The sequence below is a fragment of the Sinomonas sp. B1-1 genome (assembly GCF_050474465.1).
Classification (GTDB): Bacteria; Actinomycetota; Actinomycetes; order Actinomycetales; family Micrococcaceae; genus Sinomonas; species Sinomonas flava.
The window spans coordinates 15,264-37,703 of record NZ_JBCHVF010000013.1; the positions used below are offsets into that span (position 1 = coordinate 15,264).

The following is a 22,440-nucleotide window of genomic DNA, read 5'->3' on the forward strand; positions in this document are numbered from 1 at the left end:
CACACAGGGTGACGTGATCCGACCCACATTCGTACAGCCTAGCCACATTCGCGAGAAGTGAAAGAATCCTTTGCCAAAACGTGACCTAGCCCGCCGATTCCGGGGGCCGCCCGGCGAGCAGCTCGCGCAGTTCGCGGCGCTCCCGCTGAGCCTCGGGGTCGGGCAGCGGCACGGCCGCCAGGAGCCGCTGGGTGTAGGGCTCCCGAGGACTGCGGAGCACCGAGTCGCGCGGGCCCTGCTCGATGATCCGGCCGCCGCGCATCACGGCAATGTAGTCGGCGAGGACGTCGACCACCGCGAGGTCGTGGCTCACGAACAGGCACGCGAAGCCGTGCTCGCGCTGGAGCTGCGCGAAGAGGTCGATGACCTTGGCCTGGACCGAGACGTCCAGCGCCGAGGTGGGCTCGTCAGCCACCATGAGCTTCGGCTCGAGCGCGAGCGCCCGCGCGATTCCCACGCGCTGCCTCTGGCCGCCGGAGAGCTCATGCGGATAGCGGTTCCGGTACGAGCGCGGCAGCTCGACTTGGTCCAGGAGCGCCTCGACCCGCGCGTGCAGGCGTGCGCCCCTGGCCGCCCCCGAGAGCAGCAGGGGCTCACCGATCGACTCGCCGACCGGCAGCCTCGGGTTGAGCGAGGAGGACGGGTCCTGGAACACCATTCCCACCGAGCGCCGCGCCTCGCGCAGACGGCGGTAGTCCCGCCGCAGGCCCCCGATCTCCTGGCCGACGACGGTGAGCGAACCCTCCGTCACGGCCAGCAGTCCCACCGCGGCGCGTCCGACCGTGGTCTTGCCCGACCCGGACTCCCCCACCAGGCCCACCACCTCGCCGGGATGCACTGCGAGGTCGACCCCGTGCACGGCCCGGAAGGCCCGTCCACGTCCCCGGCCCGGGTACTCGACGACGGCACCTCGCAGCTCGAGCACGGGCACACCCCGAGTGGGCCGCCGGCCCTCGGCTTCGGCGGGAGCCGGGACGGTGTCGCGTTCGCGCGCTGAGAGCCCCCGCGCCTCGGCCGCCTCGAGGCCCACGCCCGCCGCGGCTGCGAGCGCGGCGGTGGGGTCCACGCCGTCGTCCGCGCGGCGCCCGCCCTGTCCCAGACGCGGGACCGCCTCCAGCAGCGCCCGGGTGTAGGCGTGCCGCGGCGAGCGGAAGACCTGGGCGGCCGTGCCGGTCTCGACGATCCGGCCCGCCCGCATCACCGCGACGCGGTCGGCGAGGTCGGCCACCACGCCCATGTCGTGGGTGATGAGGAGGATCGCCGCGCCGAGGCTGTCCTTCAGGCTCCGCAGGAGGCTCAGGATCTCCGCCTGGACGGTGACGTCCAGGGCCGTGGTCGGCTCGTCGGCGATGAGCAGCTTCGGGCTGCACGAGAGCGACTGGGCGATCAGGACGCGCTGCAGCTGCCCGCCGGAGAGCTGATGGGGATACGACCGGAACACCCGCTCGGCCTCCCCCAGGCCCACCATTTCGAGCAGGGCCAGAGCCTTCGCGCGGGCCTTGCGCGGCGCCAGTGGCGTGTGGAGCCGGACGGCCTCGACGATCTGGACCCCCACCGTGCTGACGGGATTCAGCGCCGACATGGGCTCCTGGAAGACCATCGCGATGTCCCTGCCGCGGGCCGCGCGCAGGCGCCTGCGGTCCGGGCCGAACAGCTCCTCCCCGGCGAGGCGGACGCTGCCCGAGACGCGGCTGTTGGGGGGAAGGAGCCCCAGCAGGGCCATCGAGCTCGCGGACTTGCCGGACCCCGACTCGCCGACGATGGCGAGGACCTCGCCCGCGCGCACCTCGAAGTCGAGGCCTTGCGCCGCGGCGACCCAGGCGCGGTCGACGCCGAAGTCCACGTTCAGGCCGCGGACCTCGAGGACGGGCGCCGCCCCGGGGCCGGGCGAGTCTCTGGGGCTGTCCGTCACGGCCGTCCTCCTGTCCGCGGCGGCTTCGGGGTGTGGCGGCGGCGCGCAGCGTCCTGTTTCATGGGGTCATGACCGCGCTCACGCCTGACGTCCTGGCGCACACCGGCCGCATCGAAAACCTCGCCGCCCGCAGCAGCAGGGCTCTGGCCTGGCTGACGTGGGGCCTCGCCGCGACCGGACTCGCACTGACGCTGTCCGCGGCCGGACTGGCCGGGGCCCGGTTCGCGGCGCCGTTCCTGCTGCTCGCCGCGGCCGGGTGGGTGCTGTTCTGGCGGCCTGCGGTGGTGGTGAGCGACGCCGGCGTCGAACTCCGCAACCCGCTGCGCAGCATCGGCGTCCCGTGGGATGCCCTGGCCCATGTGGACACGAAGTACGCCCTGACGCTGGTGACCGGGTCCGGCCGCTTCACGGCCTGGGCGGCGCCCGCACCGGGCATCTGGGGCACCAGGCACGCCAGGCCCGAGCACGTCGACGGGCTTCCCGAGAGCACGTACGGTCCCGCGCGCTCGGTCCGGCCCGGCGACCTCGCCCACACCGACTCGGGACAGGCGGCCGCCGTCGTCCGCAGGCGCTGGGCCGAGGCGCTCACCTCGGGCGCCGCGCATGCCGGACGCGCGGACACCACCCCGGTCACCCGCCGCGTCGCGTGGGCCGAGACGGCGGTGACGGCGGGGCTCGCCGTCGCGACCCTCCTCACCCCCGGGGCGTGATCCGCCAACGACGGCGCCGGGTGGCCTTCCCGGGCGCGGCGTCACCGCCCGCTCCTGGCACCGGCGCGGAACGGCCGCTGGCGCGGGTCGAAGGCGTCGCGCAGGCCGTCACCGATGACGTTGATGCTCAGGCAGATCAGGACGATGAAGGCGCCCGGCCACCAGAACAGCCACGGTCGCGTGGAGAAGGCGTCCTGGTTCTGGGAGATGAGCAGGCCGAGGGAGGTGTCGGGTGCTTTGACGCCGACCCCGAGGTAGCTGAGCGCCGTCTCGAGCAGGATCGCCGAGCTCATCGTGAGCGTGACGTTCACGATCACGACGCCGATCGCGTTCGGCAGGATGTGCCGGACGATGATGCGCATGCTCGACGCCCCGGACAGGCGGGCGGCATCGACGAACTCGCGTTCGCGCAGCGTCAGGAACTCCCCGCGCACGAGGCGGGCCAGCCCGACCCACAGCACGAAGCCGAGGAAGACGCCGAGCACCAGCACGCCATGCTGCCCCGCGACGGCCCCGAACCAGGTGCCGTCGTCGCGGCGGCCGGCGACTGCGGACAGGACGGCGGCGAGCAGGAGGGCCGGGACGATGATCACGACGTCCGTCAGCCGCATGAGGACGGCATCGGCCCAGCCGCGGAAGTACCCGGCCACCGCCCCGACCACGACGCCGATGGCGCCAGCGATGAGCCCGATGACGAGCATGACCGTGATGGACTGCTGGGCACCGCGCATCGTCATCGCGAAGAGGTCCCGGCCGATCCGGTCCTGGCCGAAGGGGTGCTCCCCCAGACGGAACGGGGCGAGCGCGAGGGTGGGTGCGCCGTCGTCGACCAGGGGTGCGATGTCCGTGTGGCCGTACTTCCACCATCCGGCGAAGGGACCCCATCCCACCGATGTGAACGCGAGCGCGAGGATCGCGGCAAGGATGGAGACCCCGACGACCGCCCCGCCGTGCCGGAGGAACCGCTTCCGGACGATCTGGCCCTGGCTGAGGCCCTCCGGCCCGACGGGACCCTCACCCGTGATCCTCGGACGGGCCAGGGCCTCGCCCTCGGCAAGCAGCTCACTCTGCTGGGTTGGCTGGGACACGTCACCTCACCCTGATCCGCGGGTCGAGGGCCGAGTACGCGAGGTCGGCGAGGAGGTTGAACACCATGGCGGTCGCCGCTGTGCAGATGAAGACGGCCATGACGGGGTTCGGGTCGACCCGGGTGACGCCCTCGAGGAACATCACGCCCATTCCGCGCACCGAGAAGACGGTCTCGGTGATGACGGCGCCGCCGATGAGGCCGCCGATGTCGAAGGCCACGACCGTGGTGATCGGAAGGAGCGCGTTGCGCAGCGCGTGGCGCAGGACGACGTCGCGCTCCCCCACCCCCTTGGCGCGGGCGGTGCGGATGTAGTCCATGGTCATGACCTCGAGCATCGACGACCGCGTGAAGCGCGCGTAGCCCGCCAGCGAGACGAGGACGAGCGCGATCGTGGGGAGGACCAGATGGGTGAACGAGTCGATGCCGGCCGTCCAGAAGTCCCCGCCGAGGTTGGGCGTCGATGCACCGATGGTCGCGATGGGCCGGCCGCGCACGGTGCTGTCCGCGACATAGGAGGGCCAGGCCTGCATGTAGCGGTCGAGGGCGATCATCGCGCCCATCGCCAACGCGGTGGCACCGGCGACCCGCATGTTCTGCCGCCGGTCGTAGCCGCCGGCGAGCCACCCGAGGCCGGTGCCGACGAGCACGGTCAGGACCCCGAGGACCAGGATCATGCCCGGCGTGGCGCCGTTCAGCGGCCCCTGGATCGGGAAGTACACCGCAAGCCCGACCGCGACGGCCCCGAGCCCGGCCACGAGGGCCCGCCGGTTCCTCGGCCCGGCGGCCAGTGCCGCGGCAGCGAACGCGAACCCGGTGCCGCCCACGAGGAGGACGACGAGGCCCAGTCCGGGGCGGGCGAACCACCGCGTGCCCGAGGCCAGCGCGAGCAGGCCCGCCGTGAGCACGAAGGCGGCGCCGCCCGCAGCGAGCCGACGCCCGGGCCGGCCGCCGGCCGCGCCGCCCACGCCCAGGGCCGCCAGCGCGCCGAGGCCGGCGGACACCTGCCACGGGATCTCGGGATCGGCGAGGAAGTCGTTGAACCCGATCGCGCCGTACTCCTTGAGCAGCACCGCGACCCAGAAGATCGGCAGGGAGAAGAAGAGGAAGGCCATGAAGGTGACCCCGTAGTCCAGCACGCTGTGCTGCCGCAGGGCCGTCACGACACCGAGGGCGACGCCGACGAGGATCGCAAGGACTGCCGCGGCCGTGACCAGGGTGAGCGTCTGGACCAGCGCTACGCCGAGGGCCTCGGTGACCGGCTGGCCCGCGACGTTCTTCCCCAGATCGCACCCCCCGGCGACGGGAAGGAGGCAGCGGGCCGCGCCGCCGAGCCACGTGAAGTAGCGCACGGGAGCGGGAGTGCCGAGGTCCAGGAGTTCCGCGCGCGCGTCCATGAGCTGCTTGGCGTTGGGCGCCCCGCTCCCGCGGAACTCCTCGAGCGGGTCGCCCGAGAGCGCGGTCAGGTTGTAGACCACGAACGAGGCGCCGAGGAGGATCAGCGCGGCCGTTGCCAGCCGCCGCACGATGTACGTCAGCATGGCGGCGTGGTGCCCTGTCCGTTCGCTACTTGACCGACCACTCCCAGAAGTTCCACCACACGCCGGTCTTCATCGGGTTGTACACCACGCCGTCGACCTTGTCGCTGTAGGCCTGGACTCCGGGGTTCTGGAACAGCGGCAGCCCGTACGAGGAGTCCCAGACGATCTTGTCGAGCTTGGTCATGATCTCGTTCTGCTTGCCCTTGTCCGTGGTCCCGATCAGCTCATCCATGAGCTTGTCGGCTTCCTCGTTCGAGAACTTGTTGTAGTTCAGGTCGTTGCCCGACTTGAAGATCGCCGGTACGCCTTGCACGCCCACGCCAGGGTTGGACCAGGCAAAGATGCTCGCGTCGTAGGTGCCCTTGCCCAGCGCCTTGCTCCAGTCAGAACGCCCGAGCCCCCCGTCCACGATCTTGAAGCCGGCCTTCTCGGCGGACTCCTTGATGAGCGTGAACATGTCCACGCGGTTCGGGCTGTCCTTGTTGTACATGATGCGGATCTCGGGCTGCTTGCCGGAGAGGAGCTGCTTGGCCTTGTCGATGTCCACGTTGTCGTACGCGGTGGAGCCGTTGTCCTTCACCGAGTTCGCATAGGCCGCCTGGGCGGGGACGAAGAACTGCGAGTCGAGCGGCTTGGCCTCGGGGTCGAGCTTCTTGACGATCTTGTCCACGATGTCCTGGCGCGGGACCGTGAGGAGGAACGCCGTCCGGACGTCCTTGTCGGCGAACGGGCCGGAGAAGTTGAGGTCGAGGTGCTCGTAGGCGAGCTGCTTGTCCTGGAGCACCGTGGCCCCGGGCACGCTCTTGAGCTGGTCGATCGTGTCCGCAGAGGCCTGCGGGGCGATGATGTCCGCCTCCCCGTTCTTCAGGGCCTGGACCTGCGCCGGCGCAGAGCCGATGTAGCGGACCACGATCGAATCGGCGTTCGGCGTCGGGCCCCACGCATAGTCCCTGTTGCGGATGAGCGTCATGGACTGGTCGGGGACGATCTCCTTGACGATGTACGGCCCGTTGGAGAGGAACAGCGAGGTGTCCGCGGGGAGCGTCTTCGTGTCGAAGCCGGTGTTGTAGAACTCCGCCGCCTTCTTGAGCGTCTCGTTCGCGGGCTGCGGCTTGGCCGGGTCGCCCTTCTTCATGCCCCTCATGAGATCCGTGAGGGCCTTGGCGTCGGGCAGCCCGGCCTTCTTCGCGATGACGTGCGCAGGCACGTCGATGGCGGGACCACCGAGCGCGATCTCCCAGTCGGCATAGGGCTTGGTGTACTTCAGCGTCAGGGTCCGGTCGTTGTCGGAGATCGTGGGAACCTCCGTGGCGTTCAGCCCGGTCGGGTCCCCGGCGAACGAGAAGTAGCTCGTGCCGGTCTTCGCGGAGGGGTCCGCGTCGGAGTAGTAGGCGGAGAAGGCAGCCCACTGGAGGAAGAGGTCATGGGCGGTGACGGGGGTGCCGTCCGACCACTTGACGCCGTCATTCACGGTGTACTTGACGGTCAGCGGGTCGTCGGAGACCTTCTCCATCTTGCCGAACTTCTCGTTGCGCACCACATTGAGCTTGTTGTCGATGTAGTAGAAGCCCGAGTGGGTCGGATAGCTGACCTTCGAGTTGATCTCGGCGTTGCCGGTCGCGGTGTTCGGGTTGAAGGAGTTGAAGGCATTGACCTCGACCACAGTGATCTTGCCGCCCTGCTTGGCACTCGCCTGCCCTGTGGACGCTCCCGGGGCAGGGCTGTTCTGGGTCGCGCACGCGCCGAGTGAGAGTACCGCCAGCACGGCAATGCCTACAGCCCTGGAGATACGCCCACGCCGCATTCCGACTCCTTCTTCGTTGACACCCACGTGCCACACAGCCTAGACGTGACCCTCGTCGCGACCTCCGTGGAGGTTACTCTTCGGGTCCTGTCGTTATGAACCTGCAATCTATCGCGTTGCGCGGGGCCGGTCAGCCCTCCTCGAGCACCCAGTCCCGGATGCCTTCCGGGTCCTCGCCGAACTCCCTCGTGTAGGCGCGGACGCGGGCGAGGTCGTCCTCGTACCGCTGCCGCAGGGCGGCGTGCCTGGCCGCAAGCCCGGGGACCCTGTCGATCACGTCGATGGCGAGGTGGAAGCGGTCGATCCGATTGAGCATCGCCATGTCGAACGGGGTCGTCGTCGTGCCCTCCTCGACGTAGCCGCGCACGTGCAGGTTCCCGTGGTTGGCCCGGCGGTAGGTGAGCCGATGGATGAGCCACGGATAGCCGTGGTACGCGAACACCACCGGCTTGTCGGTGGTGAAGAGGGCGTCGAACTCGCGGTCCGGGAGGCCGTGGGGGTGCTCCCGCTCGTCCTGGAGGCGCATGAGGTCGACGGCGTTCACCAGGCGGATCTTGAGCCCGGGCAGGTCCCGGCGCAGCATCTGCGCCGCCGCGACGGCCTCCGCCGTCGGGACGTCTCCGGCACAGCCCAGCACGACGTCGGGCTCCTCCCCCTCGACCTCGCTCCCGGCGAAGTCCCAGATCCCGATGCCGCGGGCACAGTGAAGCTGCGCTTCCTCGGGCCCCAGCCACTGCAGCGACGCCGCCTTCCCGGCCATGACCACGTTGACGTAGTCACGGCTGCGCAGGCAGTGGTCCATCGTGGACACGAGGGTGTTGGCATCTACAGGGAGGTAGACCCGGATCACGTCCGCCTTCTTGTTGACCACATGGTCGATGAATCCCGGGTCTTGGTGCGAGAAGCCGTTGTGGTCCTGCTGCCACACGTGGCTCGAGAGCAGGTAGGTGAGGGAGGCGACCGGCAGGCGCCACGGCAGCTCGCGGTGCACCTTGAGCCACTTCGCGTGCTGGTTGAACATGGAGTCGACGATGTGCACGAACGCCTCGTACGAGTTCAGGACCCCGTGCCGCCCCGTGAGGAGATAGCCCTCGAGCCAGCCCTGGCACAGGTGCTCGCTCAGCACCTCCATGACGCGTCCCGCCCGGGCAAGGTGCTCGTCGACGCCCTCGATGCGCTCCTGCCACACCTTGTCCGTCGCCTCGAACACCGCCTGGAGGCGGTTGGACGCCGTCTCGTCCGGGCCGAAGAGCCGGAAGTTCGTCGGATTGGCCCGGATCACCTCGCGGATCCACTCGCCGAGGTTGTGCATCGCCCCGGCACGCACGACGCCGGGCGCCTCCACCGGGATCATGTGCGCCTCGGGGTCGGGGAGCCGCAGGTCGTTGAGCAGACGCCCCCCGTTCGCGAAGGGCGTGGCACTCATGCGGCGGTCACCGCGCGGGGCGAGGCTGCCCAGCTCGGGCGAGCGGGCGCCGTCGTGCGTGAAGAGCTCCTCCGGCCGGTAGGAGCGCAGCCACTGCTCGAGCTGGGCGAGATGCTCGGGGTTCTCGTGGATGCCGCTGAGGGGGACCTGGTGTGCGCGCCAGGTGCCCTCGACCGGCTTGCCGTCCACGACCGCCGGGCCTGTCCAGCCCTTCGGGGAGCGGAACACGATGAGGGGCCACGGCGCAGCAGGCTCGTCGGCAGGCCGCTCCCCCGCCGCGCGTGCCCGCTCCTGGATGACGCGGATCTCGTCGAGGCTGCCATCGAGCGCGGCGGCGAAGTCGCGGTGTGCGCCGTTGTGGTCCTGCGGGTCGTCGACGGTGACGAACCGCGGCGCCCATCCGAGGCCCTCCAGGTAGGAGCGCAGCTGCGACTCCGGGCGCCGGGCCAAGACCGTGGGGTTGGCGATCTTGTAGCCGTTGAGGTGGAGGATCGGCAGGACGGCGCCGTCGCGGACGGCATCGAGGAAGGCGGTCGACTGCCAGCTGCCGGCCAGGGGGCCGGTCTCGGCCTCGCCGTCTCCCACGACGCAGGCGACGACGAGGTCCGGGTTGTCGAAGGCGGCGCCGAAGGCGTGCGCGAGCGAGTAGCCGAGCTCCCCGCCCTCGCTGATCGAGCCGGGCGTCTCGGGGGCGGCGTGGCTCGGGATGCCGCCAGGATAGGAGAACTGGCGGAAGAGCTCCCGGAGGCTGTCCTCGTCGTCTCCGAAGCGCGTGTAGATCTCGGAATAGGTGCCTTCGAGGTAGGCATTGGCGACATTTGCGGGGCCGCCGTGTCCGGGTCCGGTGACGAACAGCATCGCCTGGTCACGGGCGATGATCGCGCGGTTGAGGTGGGCGTAGATGAAGTTCAGGCCCGTGGTGGTGCCCCAGTGGCCGAGGAGGCGCTTCTTGACGTCCGCGGACTCGAGGGGCCGCCTGAGCAGCGGGTTGTCACGGAGGTAGATCTGGCCGACCGAGAGGTAGTTCGCGGCACGCCACCAGCGCTCGAGATCATCCATCCCCTGCTCGGTGAGGTGCGTGGTTGGCTCTGTCGTCGTCACGTGAGGGGTACCGCCCTTCCGCATCGGCTGCCGCGCTGGCACGGCTGGATCCACGCGGCCGGTCGCTGCCCAGCCTAGCCCGGCGAGGTTGCGGGGCCCTTGAGGCGAATGGCCCTGGAGTGACGTCGGGGAGAACAACTCGTGCCCGCCGGTGTCCGTCCAGGCAGAGTTCCACATCCGCGGCCGGACCGCGACGCTCGAGATGGCCCGCCCTGGGCGGGGAGACCGCCTTCCTCGTGGGGGACGCGACGGCCCTCGACTTCCCGGATGCACATTTCGATGTTGGGCCTCACCGTGCACGTGGGCATGAATGTCGCCCGGGACAGCGAGACCAGCTTCCTCGCCTCCCCTGACGAAATGGCGGCATTCCTCGACGGCGCCGGGTTCACTATCGTCGACCCGACCGGCTCCTCGGCCGAAGGCCTCGCATGGTTCGCGGTGATGGCCGCGCGCCTTGCGGAGTCGGGCCGGCCGCCGGTGACGTTCGCGACCTTCCTCGGCAGCGAACTTCGCGAGACATGACGCGCAATCGGGTCGCGAACCTCCGCGAGGAGCGGATCCGGACCGTCACCTTCGTCTGCGAGGCGTGACGGCCCTTCTCCCGGCTAGACGTTGAAGCGGAACTCGACTAAGTACTAGCGCAGTTCAACGTCACGGCGCAGGATGGCCGCATGCGCACACGTGCAGCCATCTACCTGAGGATCAGCCTCGACCCGACCGGCGAGGGACTGGCCATCGAGCGCCAGCGTGAGGACTGCGAAGCCCTCGCAGCGGCCCGTGGCTGGACCGTCGTCCACACGTACAAGGACAATGTGGGTGCATCCGACCGCCGCAAGAAGCGCCCTGACTACGACCGCATGGTGCAGGACTACGCGGCGGGCCGGTTCGGAGCCATCGTGTGCTGGGACCTCGACCGCCTCACGCGGCAGCCGCGTCAGCTGGAGGACTGGATCGACGCCGCCGAGGAGCGCGGCCTGCTGCTGGTCACGGCGAACGGCGAGGCCGACCTCGCCACGGACGGCGGGCGCATGTTCGCCCGGATCAAAGCAGCTGTGGCGCGCGGTGAGATGGAGCGCAAGGCCGAGCGCCAGCGCCGCGCCGCGCGGCAGCGTGCGGAGAAAGGTCGCCCTCCGCTTGGGGTTCGGCTGACCGGCTACACGCCTAAGGGCGACCTCGTTCCGGTCGAGGCCGAGTTCGTGAGGGAGGTTTTCGAGCGCTTCTACGCTGGCGACTCGCTGCGCTCCCTCGCGGCTTGGGCGCACGAGCAGGGCTTCCCGACCCGGCATGGCACGCCTTGGAACCCTTCGAGTATCCGAGCAATGCTGACAAACCCTCGCTACGCCGCACGAGCTATCTATCAGGGCAAGGTGATCGACAAGCCCGGCGGCTGGACCCGGATCGTGGAGGACGACGTGTTCACCGTCGTCCAGGCCAAGCTGAACGACCCGAGGCGCCGGACTCATCAGGGCACCGACAGGAAGCATCTGGGGTCCGGGCTTTTCCGGTGCGGGGTGTGCGGCCAGCAGCTCGTGTCGTGGTCGGGAGACCGCTACAGGTGCACGACGAAAGGGCATATGACCCGCGCCCAAGGCCACATCGACGCCTACGTGCTCGCGGCCGTCCGCGCCCGCCTCGCTCGGCCGGATGTGGCGGATCTGGTCACGGCCCCAGCACCTGAGGACCTCGAAGCTGCGGAGAGGGCACGCAAGGCGCGTCTCAGCATTGCGGCGACCGAGGCCGATTACGATGCGGACCGGATCGACGGGCACAGGTACAAGGTCAAGACAGACCGCCTCAAGGCGGAGCTCGCCGCCGCCGAGGCGGCGATGCAGCGCCTCGCGAACCCGGCGTCATCGGTGCTGCTGTCGAACGACCCGGTGGCGGCGTTCGACAGTTCGCCGCTCATGATCCGCCGAACGGTCGTCGACACCCTGTGCGAGGTCTTGATTCACCCGGCGCCGAGGGGAAGCCGCACGTTCGACCCGGCCTCGGTGGAGCTGCGGCCGAGGTAGGCCGGCGAGAACTTCCTGACGAGAGTATTCCTTGTCGCTCTTAGTCGTTATTGACGTTCTCAGGTCTATGGTTGACCCATACGAGCCGCGAGTCGGCGTCGCTGTCAGGCGCTGACCCAACCCATCGCAGACGAACGGGTGAAAGCTCATCACTGGCCGGTTAGCGGGAGCCAGCGCTGATGAGAGACCCGAGGACTACTACATGCCTCGGGAGACTCGGAAATGCCCGCATCCATCAGCGACCACGAATACCTGACCCTGGCCGAGGTCAGCGCCATGGTCGGCTTGTCGAAGCGATCGATCGAGCGCTGCATCAAGGCCGGAATCCTGCCCGCGTACCGTCTCGGGCGCGGCGCGATGCGCGTGAGGCGCGACGACGTGCACCTGCTGATTCGGCGAGTGCCCGTCGCCAGCGGCGGCGAGGGCTGAGCCGTGCTGAAGGCGAATCAGAAGACACGGCCCAGCGCTCGCGTCCAGAGTAGGACACGTCCCACCCCGCACCACTCCGACATCGCGGCGCTCGAAGAGCACGCCGCGAGGGTGGTCGAATCCTGGCCGCCGCTGACGCCAGCGCAGGCCGAGGCCATCGCCGCGCTGCTGCGGCTCGCGCGTGATCGACGGTGAGCCGCGATGACGCAGAGCGAAGAGGAGCCTGGCGCTCGGGTTGCCATCGTGCTCGATTACGCCCGGCGGGGCTTCCCTGTGTTCCCTCTGAGGCCGGGTAGCAAGGCCCCGGCGACGAGGAACGGGTTCAAGGACGCGTCCACCGACGAGGCCGCGATCCGCAGTTGGTGGGAGAAGACCCCGAGGGCGAACATCGGCCTCCCCACTGGTCGCGGGTTCGACGTGATCGACATTGACGGCGAGCGGGGGGAACGGTCGTGGAGGGAGATGCAGGAGCTCGGCTTCAGCGAGGTCTTCCCCACGATTGCGGAGGTCAGGACGCCGCGCGGTCGGCATGTCTACGTAGCGCCAACGACGGAGAGCGCCAATGCCACAAACTGGTGGCCGGTGGAGGACGGTGGCGCTTCGGGCATCGACGTGCGAGGGGTCGGCGGCTACGTCGTCGCCCCACCGTCAGTGCTCGTCGAGGGCGCCGATGGCGTCAAACAGGCCGGAGTCTACGAGGGCGAGAGAGACGCTGAGAGCGGGCGTCGGCTGCTCCTCACGCGCGCCTCCCAGATCAGGCCGCAGAGGGTGAAGTGGCTGTGGGAGGGCCGGATGGCGCTCGGAACCCTCGCACTGCTGGCGGGGCGGCAGGGACTGGGGAAGTCCACGCTCGCCTACTGGCTGGCGGCGCAGATCACGCGGGGCGCCCTGCCGGGCGAGTTCGAGGGCGTTCCCAAGGCCGTGCTCGTCTGTGCGACCGAGGACGACTGGGAGCACACCATTGTCCCGCGTCTCATAGCGGCCGACGCCGACCTCGAGAAGGTCTACCGCGTTGAAGTGGTCAACGCCGACGAGGTGCACGTCGGCCTGTCCCTGCCGAGGGACAACCACGGCCTCGAACAGGCAGCGCGGGAGACGGACGCTGCACTGCTGCTCCTCGACCCGCTCATCTCACGCCTCGGCGACCTCGACACGCATCGCGACGCCGAGGTGCGGCAGGCGCTCGAACCTCTCGTCGCGGTTGCGTCGCGGACCCGCATGGCGGTGCTCGGTCTGATCCACCACAACAAGTCCGGGGCCACGGATCCGCTCCAGCTCGTGATGGGCTCGACGGCATTCTCGGCGGTGGCACGATCGGTGCACAGCGTCATCCCGGATCCTGACGACGACACGAACGCGAGGCGTCTGTTCGGCACCCCCAAGAACAACCTCGGCCGCGCCGACCTGCCCACGCTCGCCTTCACGGTCGAGACGTCCGCCGTCCAGACCGACGATGGCACGGCATGGACGGGGTGCCTCGTGTGGCGCGGTGAGCACGACGGCAGCATCGCGGACGCAATACGCCAGGCACGCGACGAGAACGGCGGCGACCGTAGCGCGACTGCTGAGGCCGCCGACTGGGTGCGCGACTATCTCGTCAGCCGAGGCGGCTCGGCTCCCAGCGCCGACCTCAAGCGGGAAGGCATCAAAGCAGGCCACACCGTTGACGCGGTGAAGCGGGCGAGGCGACGGCTCGGCCTCTCCGTGGAGAATGTCGGCTTCCCACGGCGCTCGTACTGGTCTTTCGCAGTTGGAGCACAGTCGGAGCAATCGCTTTGGGGAGAGTCTCCAACTACTCCAACTGCACCAACTGACGCCCAGTCAGGGCTGTTGGAGCAGTCGGAGCAGTCGGAGCGCGTCATGGACGTGCCTGCACCGACTGAAATCAGTGACCTGCCCAACCCGGATGGGGCTGGGCACAGCAAGGAAGGAACAGAACCATGAACGAGAACAGCTACGCACCTGACCCAGATCTGCCGGACCCGAATGCGCTGGGCGATGGGGAGGAGCCGCCGACGTTCTTCCTCGACAGGATCGAGGCCGAGGTCGGGTTCGCGGACGAGAACTACAGCAAGGGAGGGCATGGGCGCTGCCACGTCTGCGGCGCGATACCGCCACCGAACCCAACCGCCACGAAGGGGCACATCGTCCTCGACGTGGTGCACGAGCCGACGTGCCCGATGCGCCGGGACGACGACTGATCCGCGGTTCACCGTCATGCATCAACTGTCCGAGAGTCGGCTCGCAGGACTGCGAGATTCGCCTAGGAGGGATTACCACCTTTCCGAGGCGGTCTGAACGCTCTACGCCGTCAGTACTCGCGAGTACATAACTCCGTTGACGACTGCAACGGAAGAAGCCTCCGCCTCACGGCGGGGACTTTCTCGTATTCCTGCAGAGCCCCAGGCTGCCCGTCTCTGGATCATGCGCCGGTGCTCGGCGGAGTTGGCGACGATGATGCTGCCGTCTCGCTGCACGAGGAGCCGCGAGGCGTCGCCCGAGGCGAGGCGCACCGCCTCGGCCAGCACGAGGGGGTGGGCTGCAGACTTCAGGCTGGCGAGCACCCCGGGGTGCGCGGCGCGGGCTCGTCGCCGTGCCACTCGGCGCAGGTTCTCCGGCCTCGCCACGATGACCGTGGCGAGGTCTCGGACGCGGACCATGGCGGGTCAGGCCACCTTGCGGTAGTAGCGCTCGATCGTGCGGGAGGGCTTGGTGAACGTCCCGCCACCCTTCTGCACATCGACCGAGCCGTTCTCGACGACGTAGAACCGCTCGCCGTCCGCGTCCACCTCGTGCTGCTGCACGAGGTAGACCGGGGCCTTGTCGTTCTTGCGCGCACGGACGAACGTGCCGACCGGGTACTTCCACTTCGCCTGCTCGGGCTTCTCGGCCTTCGGCGCGGCCTTCTTGGTGGTGGTCGGCTTCGCGGCGGGGGCCTTCGCAGCCGCCTTCCTCGTGGCGGGCTTGGCGGCGGCCTTCGCCCTGGGCTCGATGACCTTCTGGGGCTGGGTGTCGGTCATGACCGTCTCTCTTCTCTCGTGAGGGCTTCCGCCCTCCCCTGTTGGCGGCTCCATGGTCGGAGGCTGCAGCTGCAGCTGTCACCCGGCAATTCCTCGCGGCCGGCGCGCTTGCCCTGGGGCGGTTGCCGCCGCTTAGGCTCCGAGCCGAGCGGCGACCGACCTTCCTCATATCCTTCGAAAAAGGGCAGAACGATGAGCACGAACTATCCACGGGTGGCGACCTCGGCCGAGGCCAGGAACAGGATCCGCACCCTCGCGAGGAAGGCCCTCGATGTCGTCGAGGACCCCGAGCTGAGCCCTGCGCAGAAGAAGGCCCAGGTGGCACCGCTTGAGGACGAGCTGAAGCACTACGAGGCCGAGGCTCAGAACCTCGCACACCTCGAGGCGGAGCGAGGCAGGTACCTGCGCGTCCAGAACCAGATCGTGGGCGCCACTGCTGAGGCCGGTGGGTTCACTGTCGAGAGGCGCGCCCTCGACGGGCTGCAGGAGGCGCTCGCGAGCAAGACCCCGTACCAGTTCCGTCTGGGCACCAAGACGACCTCGTCCGACGCGGCGCAGGCGACGAACCTGCTCCAGCCCGCCGAGTACGACGGCCAGATCACCGAGCTGCGGCGCGAGCCGAACAGGATCCTCGACCGCATCCCCACCACCACGATGGGCGCGCCGAGCGTCGAGTTCCTCGTCCACGGCTCGACCAGCGGCGCAGCGACCACTGTGGCAGCTGGCGGGCTGAAGCCGGAGATCACGCCGAACACGGTGCGCACGATCCTCACCGCGAAGAAGATCGCCGCGTTCACGGCGGCCAACGACGAAGCGCTGGCAGACTTCCCCGGCATGCTCGGGTTCCTGAACAACGAGCTGCTGCGCGCAATCGTCGACGCAGAGAACAGCCAGATCCTCAGCGGCGACGGAACGGGCGAGAACCTGCTCGGCCTGCTCAACACGTCCGGCATCCTCACCCGCGCCTACGGCGCTGGCTCGGAGACGCAGAAGCTCGACACCCTCGACCTCGCCATCACCGACCTGCGCAACGGCGCCGCCTACACCGAGCCCGACCTCGTGATCCTGCACCCCACCACCTGGTCGGGCATGCGCCGCACCAAGGACAGCCAGGGCCGGTACCTGCTCAACCCGAACCCCGCCGCCGACGAGGCCAACACCATCTGGGGGCTGCCTGTTCTCGTCACGACGCAGATCGCCGCCGGCACGGGCATCGTCGCGAACATGAGGGAGGCCACCAGGGCTTTCCTCCGGGAGAGCATCAGCGTCAAGGCAGGCTTCCCGGGCGACTTCTTCCAGCGCAACCTCACCGGCTTCGTGGCCGAGGAGAGGCTCGCGCTCGGCGTCAAGCGTCCCGCAGCGATCGTGAAGGTGACGGGACTCTGACATGGACGGCGCACAGAACACGGACGGCCTCGTCGCCGTCAGGGCGGCAGCGAACCACCAGCTCGCCCACGCGGGCGACGTGGTCGGACCCGGAGGCACCATCCGCGTCCCCGGGAACGTGGCCGAAGCATGGTTCATCAACGGCTGGGCTGAGCCCGCCGACCCCGACGCCCGCCAGGCCGAGGCAGCGGCGCTCCCAGAATCGGGAACCGAGCCGAACCCCGACGAAGCGCCCAAGCCGCCGAAGCCAGGGCGAAGGGCAACGACGATCCAGTGAGAACCGCGGGATGCCGCCGATCTAGTAGGCGTCGGCGGCGTCCCGCTTCCAGCCCTGCTCGAACGGTAGGGAGGCAGAAATCTCTGCAGGACTCGCGCCGCTCGACTGCATCGAGATAGTCGATTATCGCTAGACCGAGAAATACAGGGGCCAAGGGCAGCTGCAACGCCGCTCGCCCCAGCGTCACACGCCGCCCAGCACGTGCTCACGAGACCGCCCCAGCACTGCCACACATGAGAGCGGGTCGAGCCGCTCAGATCGACGCACAGCGCGTCACGAAATTGGAGAGGATCAATGCCAGGAGTCAACGAGCGCGCCGTCCGCACCGCGCTGCGCGCGACGACACGAGGACCCGAGAGCAAGGCACTCGAAGTGCTCGTGCTCTCGCTCGCACGACAGGTCGACGAATCAGGCCCGAACGGGCCCTCGGCCCGGCTCGGCGCGCTCTACCTCTCAGCGCTGCGCCAGCTCAGCAGGCAATCGCTGGCCCGAAGCACCCCGGCGACGGGCACGGTCGGGCAGCTGCGCGCGACGAGGCTGCGGGCAGTGCCCGGTGAAGGCCGCCCGTGAGCGTGCGATCCGTCCACGACAATCAGGTGCCGTCGCCGATGCCGCCCTCGTAGCCCCGCTTCAGCTCGTCCAAGCTGACCTCCACAGCGTCGCGGTGACCGAAGAAGAGCGAGTACGTGCCGTAGTCAACAGGAATGACGCCCGAGACCTCCCACGTCAGAGTGCACGAGCCCGGGGCCGATGACTGCTTGCCGTTGCGGATGCGGCCGGTCGAGACCTGGCCCTTGGGCCCGACGATCTTGACCGCCGTATCGATACCGAGGTCCTTGTACCCACCGATGGGCTGGCAGTTGTCGTTGCTCTTGTCGTAGATGTTGTGGATGTCCCGCTGGATGCTCGTCGACCTGACCAGGATGGTTCCCTTCGCAGTGAACGGGACCGAGGCGGCGGCTGCAGCTGCCGCAGCGCTCGCACTCGCGCTTGCCCTAGCGGCCTCGGCAACCTCGCTGCTAACCCGGAGCGCATTGCAGCCAGCCGCGCTCGCCACAAGCAGGCCCACGACCACGGCGGCGGTAATGAGGCGTCTGCGCCGCTTCTCGGCCGCGGGAATCGGTTCCACCTTGGCGGCGCCATTCACCCAGTCGCCCGTTCGTCGGAAGCCTGCATGCCGGACGTGGTTGTCAGCGGCCTTAGGCGTGTCCGCCGTGCGTGCGGAGTAGAGGGTCTTCCCCGAGCCGTCGCTGACGATAATCGGCCGCGTAGGCGTCGACGTCGTGGTGTGCGTGAAGCCGTCCGGGCTAGCGGCGTTCAGTTCGCCCAAGCGCGCAGTGTAAGGCGGTTCGTGATCCATGCTTCCCCCAAGAATGAGCGGCTGGCGCTACGGCGCGCCAGCCCAGCTCACAGACTATCGTCCGACTCCTGCGGAATGTGCGTCGCCGGCCCGAACCAAGGCTCGCCGTCGAACTCGCGATCCATCCCCATAACCGAAATGTTCACAGGGCTCGGCTCGGGAAGTTCCTCGGGGACAAACCTCTCGTCCTCGGGGTGGTGGAACAGCCACTCACTTGCGTTGGCCACGGTGTGGTAGTTGAAGAACTTCTCCAGCTTGGCCGTCGCCGGTTGAACCATGTCTGCCGCGCCCTGATGGACCTTCTCCACCGGAAAGTTCGCCTCGATGAGCGGCGTGATGTCGCTCATGAGCAGGCCCAATCTTCGAGTCAGCGGAAAGGTGATACCCCATGCGCTCTCGTAACCAACGCCGCGCCATGGGTCCTCATCGGGATCGCCCACGAGGGCAATGGGCGCGTCCGAAGTGATGAGCGCGCGACGCTCGAACTGGACGAGCGACCAGGGCCGACCCACGATGTACTTGAGAATCCCGCTGGCGTGGTCGAGCATGTCTTGGATGTGGTCGACCTTCGCCCGCTGGATGGGCGGCCCTTCAGGCCGGGTTGCTTGCTCCCAGAGTCTTTCGACGACTTCGTCCGCGACCTCGCCGCCCGTCTGCCGCTCCAGCCGTCGGCGCAGTCCGGACTTGCCGCCTGCGCCCACTTGAAGGCGAAGCATCTGTCGGGCGACATGGTCCGCCGTTCGGCGTATGGCGGGCACCCGCATCGCTTGGAGCGCGAGGAAATACCCGAGGACCATGCGGTCGTTTGCGGACAGCGGCCACGTTCCCTCGCGGATGGTCTTGAAGACCGCCGCAGTAGCCCCCTCGACTCCGGACAGCGCCTTCTCGATGGTGTCGTCGCCATCTTCGTGCCCCTCGACGGTATAGAAGTTATTGACGACGGTGGCATCGCCTACTGACTGGACGAACCGTCGGTGGCCGGGGAGTTGGACTGCTGCGATGCGGTCGTTCTCGGCGAACCCCCGCAGGTAGAACTTCGGCACCGTATGGTGCCGTCTTCGCAGCCGCTCTGCCCCGTCCCCCATGGATGAAAGCTCCTACTTCCTCGAAGATGCGGTGTTGCGACGGAACTCGATCACAACGCCGTGCGTCACTCGACGCGCTCCATGCTGATGACTGTCACGATGTAGACGAGATCGGGATCGCCCAGATCGACCTCCAACACCGAACCGTCGTCGCGCCTCTCGACGGAGAGCGCAGGGAGGGACTCGGCAACGCCCCCGTGAGCGACGCCCTCGATGATGTCCTCGACAAGGTCGAGTGTTCGGTCTACCGTCATGCCGTCACTTCTTGCCGTCGGTCACGGAAGACTCACTCCGCATGGAGAAACCCTCGCTGGATATCAGAGACTCGAACCTCTGGTGGCAGGCCAACGCTCGAAGCAAGGCGATTGATCAAATCAGTGAGTTTACGGGTGCGTGCACCGTCATCGCTGGCGTCTAGAGTCTCACGATAGAGCCTCAGGACTTCGTCATCGTCGCCGAACACAAGTGGAAGTTCGTTCAGCGGTCCGATCAGCCGTTTCTGTTCTAGCCGATAGCGCATGATCTCGCGAACCAGAGCTAAGCGCTGCCGCTCTCGTTCAGTGCGCTTCTGCGATTCGCGAGACAACAAGTTCTGCACGTAGGCGGTGACTCCCGTGAGGATCGTGCCGACCACGGCACCAGCCAGTGCCGCCACGAGCGCGTCACTCACTTCTTGCCGCCAGACGTTGTGTTGTGACGAAATTCGACCACGTCGCCGTCGGCCATGACATAGTCCTTGCCCTCGATGCGGACCTTGCCGCGGGACTTGGCCTCGGCCATGGAGCCGGCCTCGACCAGGTCCTCGAAGTGGACCACCTCGGCCTTGATGAAGCCGCGCTGGAAGTCGGTGTGGATGACACCTGCGGCCTGCGGCGCCGTGTCTCCGCGGTGGATGGTCCACGCGCGCGTCTCCTTGGGGCCGGCCGTGAGGTAGGTCTGGAGGCCGAGGGTGTGGAAGCCGACGCGCGCGAGCTGGTCGAGGCCAGATTCCTCCTGGCCGTTCATCTCGAGCATCTCGCGGGCTTCCTCCTCGGAGAGCTCCACCAGGTCGGACTCGAGCTTGGCGTCGAGGAAGATCGCGTCGGCGGGGGCCACGAGGGCGCGCAGCTCCTCCTGCTTCTCGGGGCTCGTGAGGATGCCCTCGTCGGCGTTGAAGACGTAGATGAACGGCTTGGCCGTGAGGAGGTTGAGCTCCCTGAGGTGGTCCATGTCGAGCTTGTCGGATCCGATGGACGAGAAGATGGTGTCCCCGCGCTCGAGGACCTTCTTCGCGGCCTCGATCGCGGCGAGCTCCGCGGCGTCGCGCTTCTTGATCTTGACTTCCTTCTCGACGCGCGGAAGGGCCTTCTCGATGGTCTGGAGGTCGGCGAGGATCAGCTCGGTGTTGATGGTCTCCATGTCGGAGCGCGGGTCCACCTTGCCGTCGACGTGCACCACGTCGGGGTCGTCGAAGACGCGGATCACCTGGGCGATGGCCTGCGCCTCGCGGATGTTCGCGAGGAACTGGTTGCCGAGCCCCTCGCCCTCGGAGGCACCCTTGACGATTCCGGCGATGTCCACGAAGGAGACGGTGGCGGGGAGGATGCGCGCGCTGCCGAAGATCTCGGCGAGCTTGTCCAGACGGGGGTCGGGGAGGCTCACCACGCCGACGTTCGGCTCGATGGTGGCGAACGGGTAGTTCGCCGCGAGGACCTGGTTGCGCGTCAGCGCGTTGAAGAGCGTCGACTTGCCGACGTTGGGGAGACCGACGATTCCGATAGTGAGAGCCACGGTCATCCATCATACCGGCGCGGATCCGGCCAGAAATGTCGGTGGCCCATGCGAGTGTGGGCGCATGGACGGAACGCAGACTCTCGTGGTGGTTCTTGTGGCACTGCTCGCTCTCCTCGCGGGGTGGGTGGCCGGTGCCGTGTGGGCGCGGAGGCGCGGAGCGCACGACGGCGGGGACCTCCCCGCGCTGCAGTCCCGCCTCTCGTCGGTGGAGGCACAGCTCGCTGCCGCGAGCGCCGAACGCGACCTGCTCGCGCGCCAGAACGCCGCCCTGACGTCGCTGGACGAGCAGGAGAACACGGTGCTCCACGCGCTGGCCCCGGTGGCCGAGAAGCTCGGCGCCGTCCAGCGCGCCGTGGCCCTGCTCGAGCGCGACCGCGTCGAGCAGTTCGGTCAGCTCGCGCAGCAGCTGCAGGAGGCGCGGGACTCCGATGCGGCAATCCTGCAGTCGGCCCATGCCCTCACCGCGGCGCTGGCCAACAACGCCTCTCGCGGCACGTGGGGCGAGGTCCAGCTGCGTCGTGTCGTCGAGGCCGCCGGGATGCTCGACCGTGTCGACTTCGCGGAGCAGGTCGCGACGTCCGGGGAGGCGGGTGCTGTCCGTCCCGACCTCGTCGTGTCGCTGCCGGGCGGCAAGCAGATCGTCGTCGATGCCAAGGTTCCGCTGGGTGCGTACCTGAGGGCGCAGGAGCACGCCCAGGATGCGAGCCCTGCGGGGATCGCGGCACGGGAGAAGCACCTCGCGGAGCACGCCAAGGCCCTGCGCGCGCACGTGGACGTGCTGGGGAGCAAGAAGTACTGGGAGGCAGTGGGCGCGAGCCCCGAGCTTGTCGTGTGCTTCCTGCCGGCGGAGTCCTTCCTCGCGGAGGCACTGCGCGCCGACGCGGGTCTCCTCGACTACGCGTTCACCCGGAACGTCGCACTGGCCTCTCCGGCCACGCTCATGGCCCTGCTCAAGGGCGTGGCGTTCGGATGGCGGCAGGAGCTCCTCACGGAGAACGCCCGCGAGCTGTTCGACCTGTCCCAGCAGCTGTACGGGCGGCTGAGCACGATGGGCGGCCACGTCGCGCGGCTCGGTGCGTCGCTCAAGGGGTCTGTCGAGCGGTACAACGCGTTCATCGGCGCGCTGGAGTCGCGTGTGCTGCCGACGGCCCGGCGCATCAGCGCCCTGGACCTCGGTGCCCGCGAGACGCTTCCGGAGCTGCCCCCGGTCGAGACGACGCCCCGCGTGCTCAGCGCGAGCGAGCTCCTGGACGAGCAGATGTGGCGGGACAACGGGATCGCTCCGCTGCCCGGGACGCTGGGAGGTGGCTCGGTCGATCTGGGCGACGACTCCCGAGATGCGCGCGACGGCCAGCACGGGGCAGGTCATCGGCACTCGGCCTGATCGGCGCCAGGGTCGCTCGGGGTAGACGGACGCTGCCCGGTCGACACTGCTCGGCGCGCGAGCTGGGACGGGCGGAGACCGCTCGACGCGGCCCTGGGGGTGCGGCAACCGTGCCTGGCCCAGATGCCGGGGA

At 68.7% G+C, this 22,440-nt stretch carries 22 protein-coding genes; 10 read left to right on the forward strand and 12 right to left on the reverse strand.

Going from position 1 to position 22,440, the window contains the following annotated elements; translation table 11 throughout:
* Positions 1–85: 85 nt before the first annotated feature.
* Positions 86–1,912 (reverse strand): dipeptide ABC transporter ATP-binding protein, encoded by a 1,827-nt coding sequence (locus ACQ5BE_RS16015; RefSeq protein ID WP_430297989.1) that lies wholly within the window; start codon positions 1,910–1,912, stop codon positions 86–88.
* A 68-nt stretch (positions 1,913–1,980) separates the two neighbouring features.
* Between ACQ5BE_RS16015 and ACQ5BE_RS16020 the strand changes: the two genes are divergently transcribed.
* Positions 1,981–2,622 carry a PH domain-containing protein gene (locus ACQ5BE_RS16020; protein ID WP_430297990.1) on the forward strand — a complete coding sequence of 214 codons (642 nt, stop codon included), beginning with the start codon at positions 1,981–1,983 and terminating at the stop codon, positions 2,620–2,622.
* Positions 2,623–2,663: 41 nt separating this feature from the next.
* Here ACQ5BE_RS16020 and ACQ5BE_RS16025 read toward each other — a convergent pair whose 3' ends face one another.
* From ACQ5BE_RS16025 to ACQ5BE_RS16040, 4 genes are all read right to left on the reverse strand, one after another.
* Positions 2,664–3,710 (reverse strand): ABC transporter permease, encoded by a 1,047-nt coding sequence (locus tag ACQ5BE_RS16025; RefSeq protein WP_430297991.1) that lies wholly within the window; start codon positions 3,708–3,710, stop codon positions 2,664–2,666.
* 1 nt (position 3,711) lies between these two features.
* Positions 3,712–5,250, reverse strand: coding sequence for an ABC transporter permease (locus tag ACQ5BE_RS16030; protein ID WP_430297992.1), 1,539 nt, complete (start codon positions 5,248–5,250; stop codon positions 3,712–3,714).
* Positions 5,251–5,275: 25 nt separating this feature from the next.
* Positions 5,276–7,054 (reverse strand): ABC transporter family substrate-binding protein, encoded by a 1,779-nt coding sequence (locus ACQ5BE_RS16035; protein WP_430297993.1) that lies wholly within the window; start codon positions 7,052–7,054, stop codon positions 5,276–5,278.
* 130 nt (positions 7,055–7,184) lie between these two features.
* A complete protein-coding gene (locus tag ACQ5BE_RS16040; RefSeq protein ID WP_430298082.1) occupies positions 7,185–9,605 on the reverse strand; it encodes a phosphoketolase family protein in 2,421 nt (806 codons plus the stop codon).
* Between the two features lie 258 nt (positions 9,606–9,863).
* Here ACQ5BE_RS16040 and ACQ5BE_RS16045 point away from each other — a divergent pair, with 258 nt between their 5' ends.
* The 5 genes from ACQ5BE_RS16045 to ACQ5BE_RS16065 all read left to right on the forward strand — a co-directional run bounded on the left by ACQ5BE_RS16045 (position 9,864) and on the right by ACQ5BE_RS16065 (position 14,223).
* Entirely contained in the window at positions 9,864–10,103 is a 240-nt protein-coding gene (locus tag ACQ5BE_RS16045) for a hypothetical protein (RefSeq protein WP_430297994.1), read from the forward strand.
* Between the two features lie 149 nt (positions 10,104–10,252).
* Positions 10,253–11,593, forward strand: a complete 1,341-nt coding sequence (locus tag ACQ5BE_RS16050) for a recombinase family protein (protein WP_430297995.1) — start codon at positions 10,253–10,255, stop codon at positions 11,591–11,593.
* A 222-nt stretch (positions 11,594–11,815) separates the two neighbouring features.
* The gene (locus tag ACQ5BE_RS16055) at positions 11,816–12,022 is read left to right on the forward strand and encodes a helix-turn-helix domain-containing protein (RefSeq protein WP_430297996.1); all 207 of its coding nucleotides are present in this window, start codon (positions 11,816–11,818) and stop codon (positions 12,020–12,022) included.
* 201 nt (positions 12,023–12,223) lie between these two features.
* Positions 12,224–13,966 (forward strand): bifunctional DNA primase/polymerase, encoded by a 1,743-nt coding sequence (locus ACQ5BE_RS16060; protein ID WP_430297997.1) that lies wholly within the window; start codon positions 12,224–12,226, stop codon positions 13,964–13,966.
* A complete protein-coding gene (locus tag ACQ5BE_RS16065; RefSeq protein WP_430297998.1) occupies positions 13,963–14,223 on the forward strand; it encodes a hypothetical protein in 261 nt (86 codons plus the stop codon). Before ACQ5BE_RS16060 ends, ACQ5BE_RS16065 begins: the two co-directional genes overlap by 4 nt.
* Positions 14,224–14,325: 102 nt before the next feature.
* Here the strand turns inward: ACQ5BE_RS16065 and ACQ5BE_RS16070 are convergent, their stop codons facing one another.
* Positions 14,326–14,682, reverse strand: a complete 357-nt coding sequence (locus tag ACQ5BE_RS16070) for a hypothetical protein (protein WP_430297999.1) — start codon at positions 14,680–14,682, stop codon at positions 14,326–14,328.
* Positions 14,683–14,688: 6 nt separating this feature from the next.
* A complete protein-coding gene (locus ACQ5BE_RS16075; RefSeq protein WP_430298000.1) occupies positions 14,689–15,042 on the reverse strand; it encodes a hypothetical protein in 354 nt (117 codons plus the stop codon).
* Positions 15,043–15,234: 192 nt separating this feature from the next.
* Here ACQ5BE_RS16075 and ACQ5BE_RS16080 point away from each other — a divergent pair, with 192 nt between their 5' ends.
* The 3 genes from ACQ5BE_RS16080 (at position 15,235) to ACQ5BE_RS16090 (ending at position 17,275) form a co-directional block, all read left to right on the forward strand.
* A complete protein-coding gene (locus ACQ5BE_RS16080) occupies positions 15,235–16,428 on the forward strand; it encodes a phage major capsid protein (RefSeq protein ID WP_430298001.1) in 1,194 nt (397 codons plus the stop codon).
* A 1-nt stretch (position 16,429) separates the two neighbouring features.
* Positions 16,430–16,705: a hypothetical protein gene (locus ACQ5BE_RS16085; protein WP_430298002.1), complete on the forward strand. Its 276-nt coding sequence runs from the start codon at positions 16,430–16,432 to the stop codon at positions 16,703–16,705.
* Positions 16,706–16,999: 294 nt separating this feature from the next.
* Complete coding sequence (locus tag ACQ5BE_RS16090) at positions 17,000–17,275, forward strand: hypothetical protein (protein WP_430298003.1); 276 nt, start codon at positions 17,000–17,002, stop codon at positions 17,273–17,275.
* A 22-nt stretch (positions 17,276–17,297) separates the two neighbouring features.
* On the opposite strand, the gene ACQ5BE_RS16095 is transcribed toward ACQ5BE_RS16090, so the two are convergent.
* The 5 genes from ACQ5BE_RS16095 to ychF all read right to left on the reverse strand — a co-directional run bounded on the left by ACQ5BE_RS16095 (position 17,298) and on the right by ychF (position 20,920).
* A complete protein-coding gene (locus ACQ5BE_RS16095) occupies positions 17,298–18,035 on the reverse strand; it encodes a hypothetical protein (protein WP_430298004.1) in 738 nt (245 codons plus the stop codon).
* A 77-nt stretch (positions 18,036–18,112) separates the two neighbouring features.
* Complete coding sequence (locus ACQ5BE_RS16100; RefSeq protein WP_430298005.1) at positions 18,113–19,108, reverse strand: DUF4238 domain-containing protein; 996 nt, start codon at positions 19,106–19,108, stop codon at positions 18,113–18,115.
* 107 nt (positions 19,109–19,215) lie between these two features.
* On the reverse strand, positions 19,216–19,404 hold the full coding sequence (locus ACQ5BE_RS16105) for a hypothetical protein (RefSeq protein WP_430298006.1): 189 nt from the start codon (positions 19,402–19,404) through the stop codon (positions 19,216–19,218).
* A 32-nt stretch (positions 19,405–19,436) separates the two neighbouring features.
* Positions 19,437–19,820 carry a DUF6680 family protein gene (locus tag ACQ5BE_RS16110; protein ID WP_430298007.1) on the reverse strand — a complete coding sequence of 128 codons (384 nt, stop codon included), beginning with the start codon at positions 19,818–19,820 and terminating at the stop codon, positions 19,437–19,439.
* On the reverse strand, positions 19,817–20,920 hold the full coding sequence (gene ychF / locus ACQ5BE_RS16115; RefSeq protein ID WP_430298008.1) for a redox-regulated ATPase YchF: 1,104 nt from the start codon (positions 20,918–20,920) through the stop codon (positions 19,817–19,819). The genes ACQ5BE_RS16110 and ychF overlap by 4 nt, the downstream gene beginning before the upstream one ends.
* Before the next feature lie 64 nt (positions 20,921–20,984).
* On the opposite strand from ychF, the gene rmuC reads away from it, so the two are divergent.
* A complete protein-coding gene (gene rmuC / locus ACQ5BE_RS16120; protein ID WP_430298009.1) occupies positions 20,985–22,307 on the forward strand; it encodes a DNA recombination protein RmuC in 1,323 nt (440 codons plus the stop codon).
* Positions 22,308–22,440 lie beyond the last annotated feature (133 nt).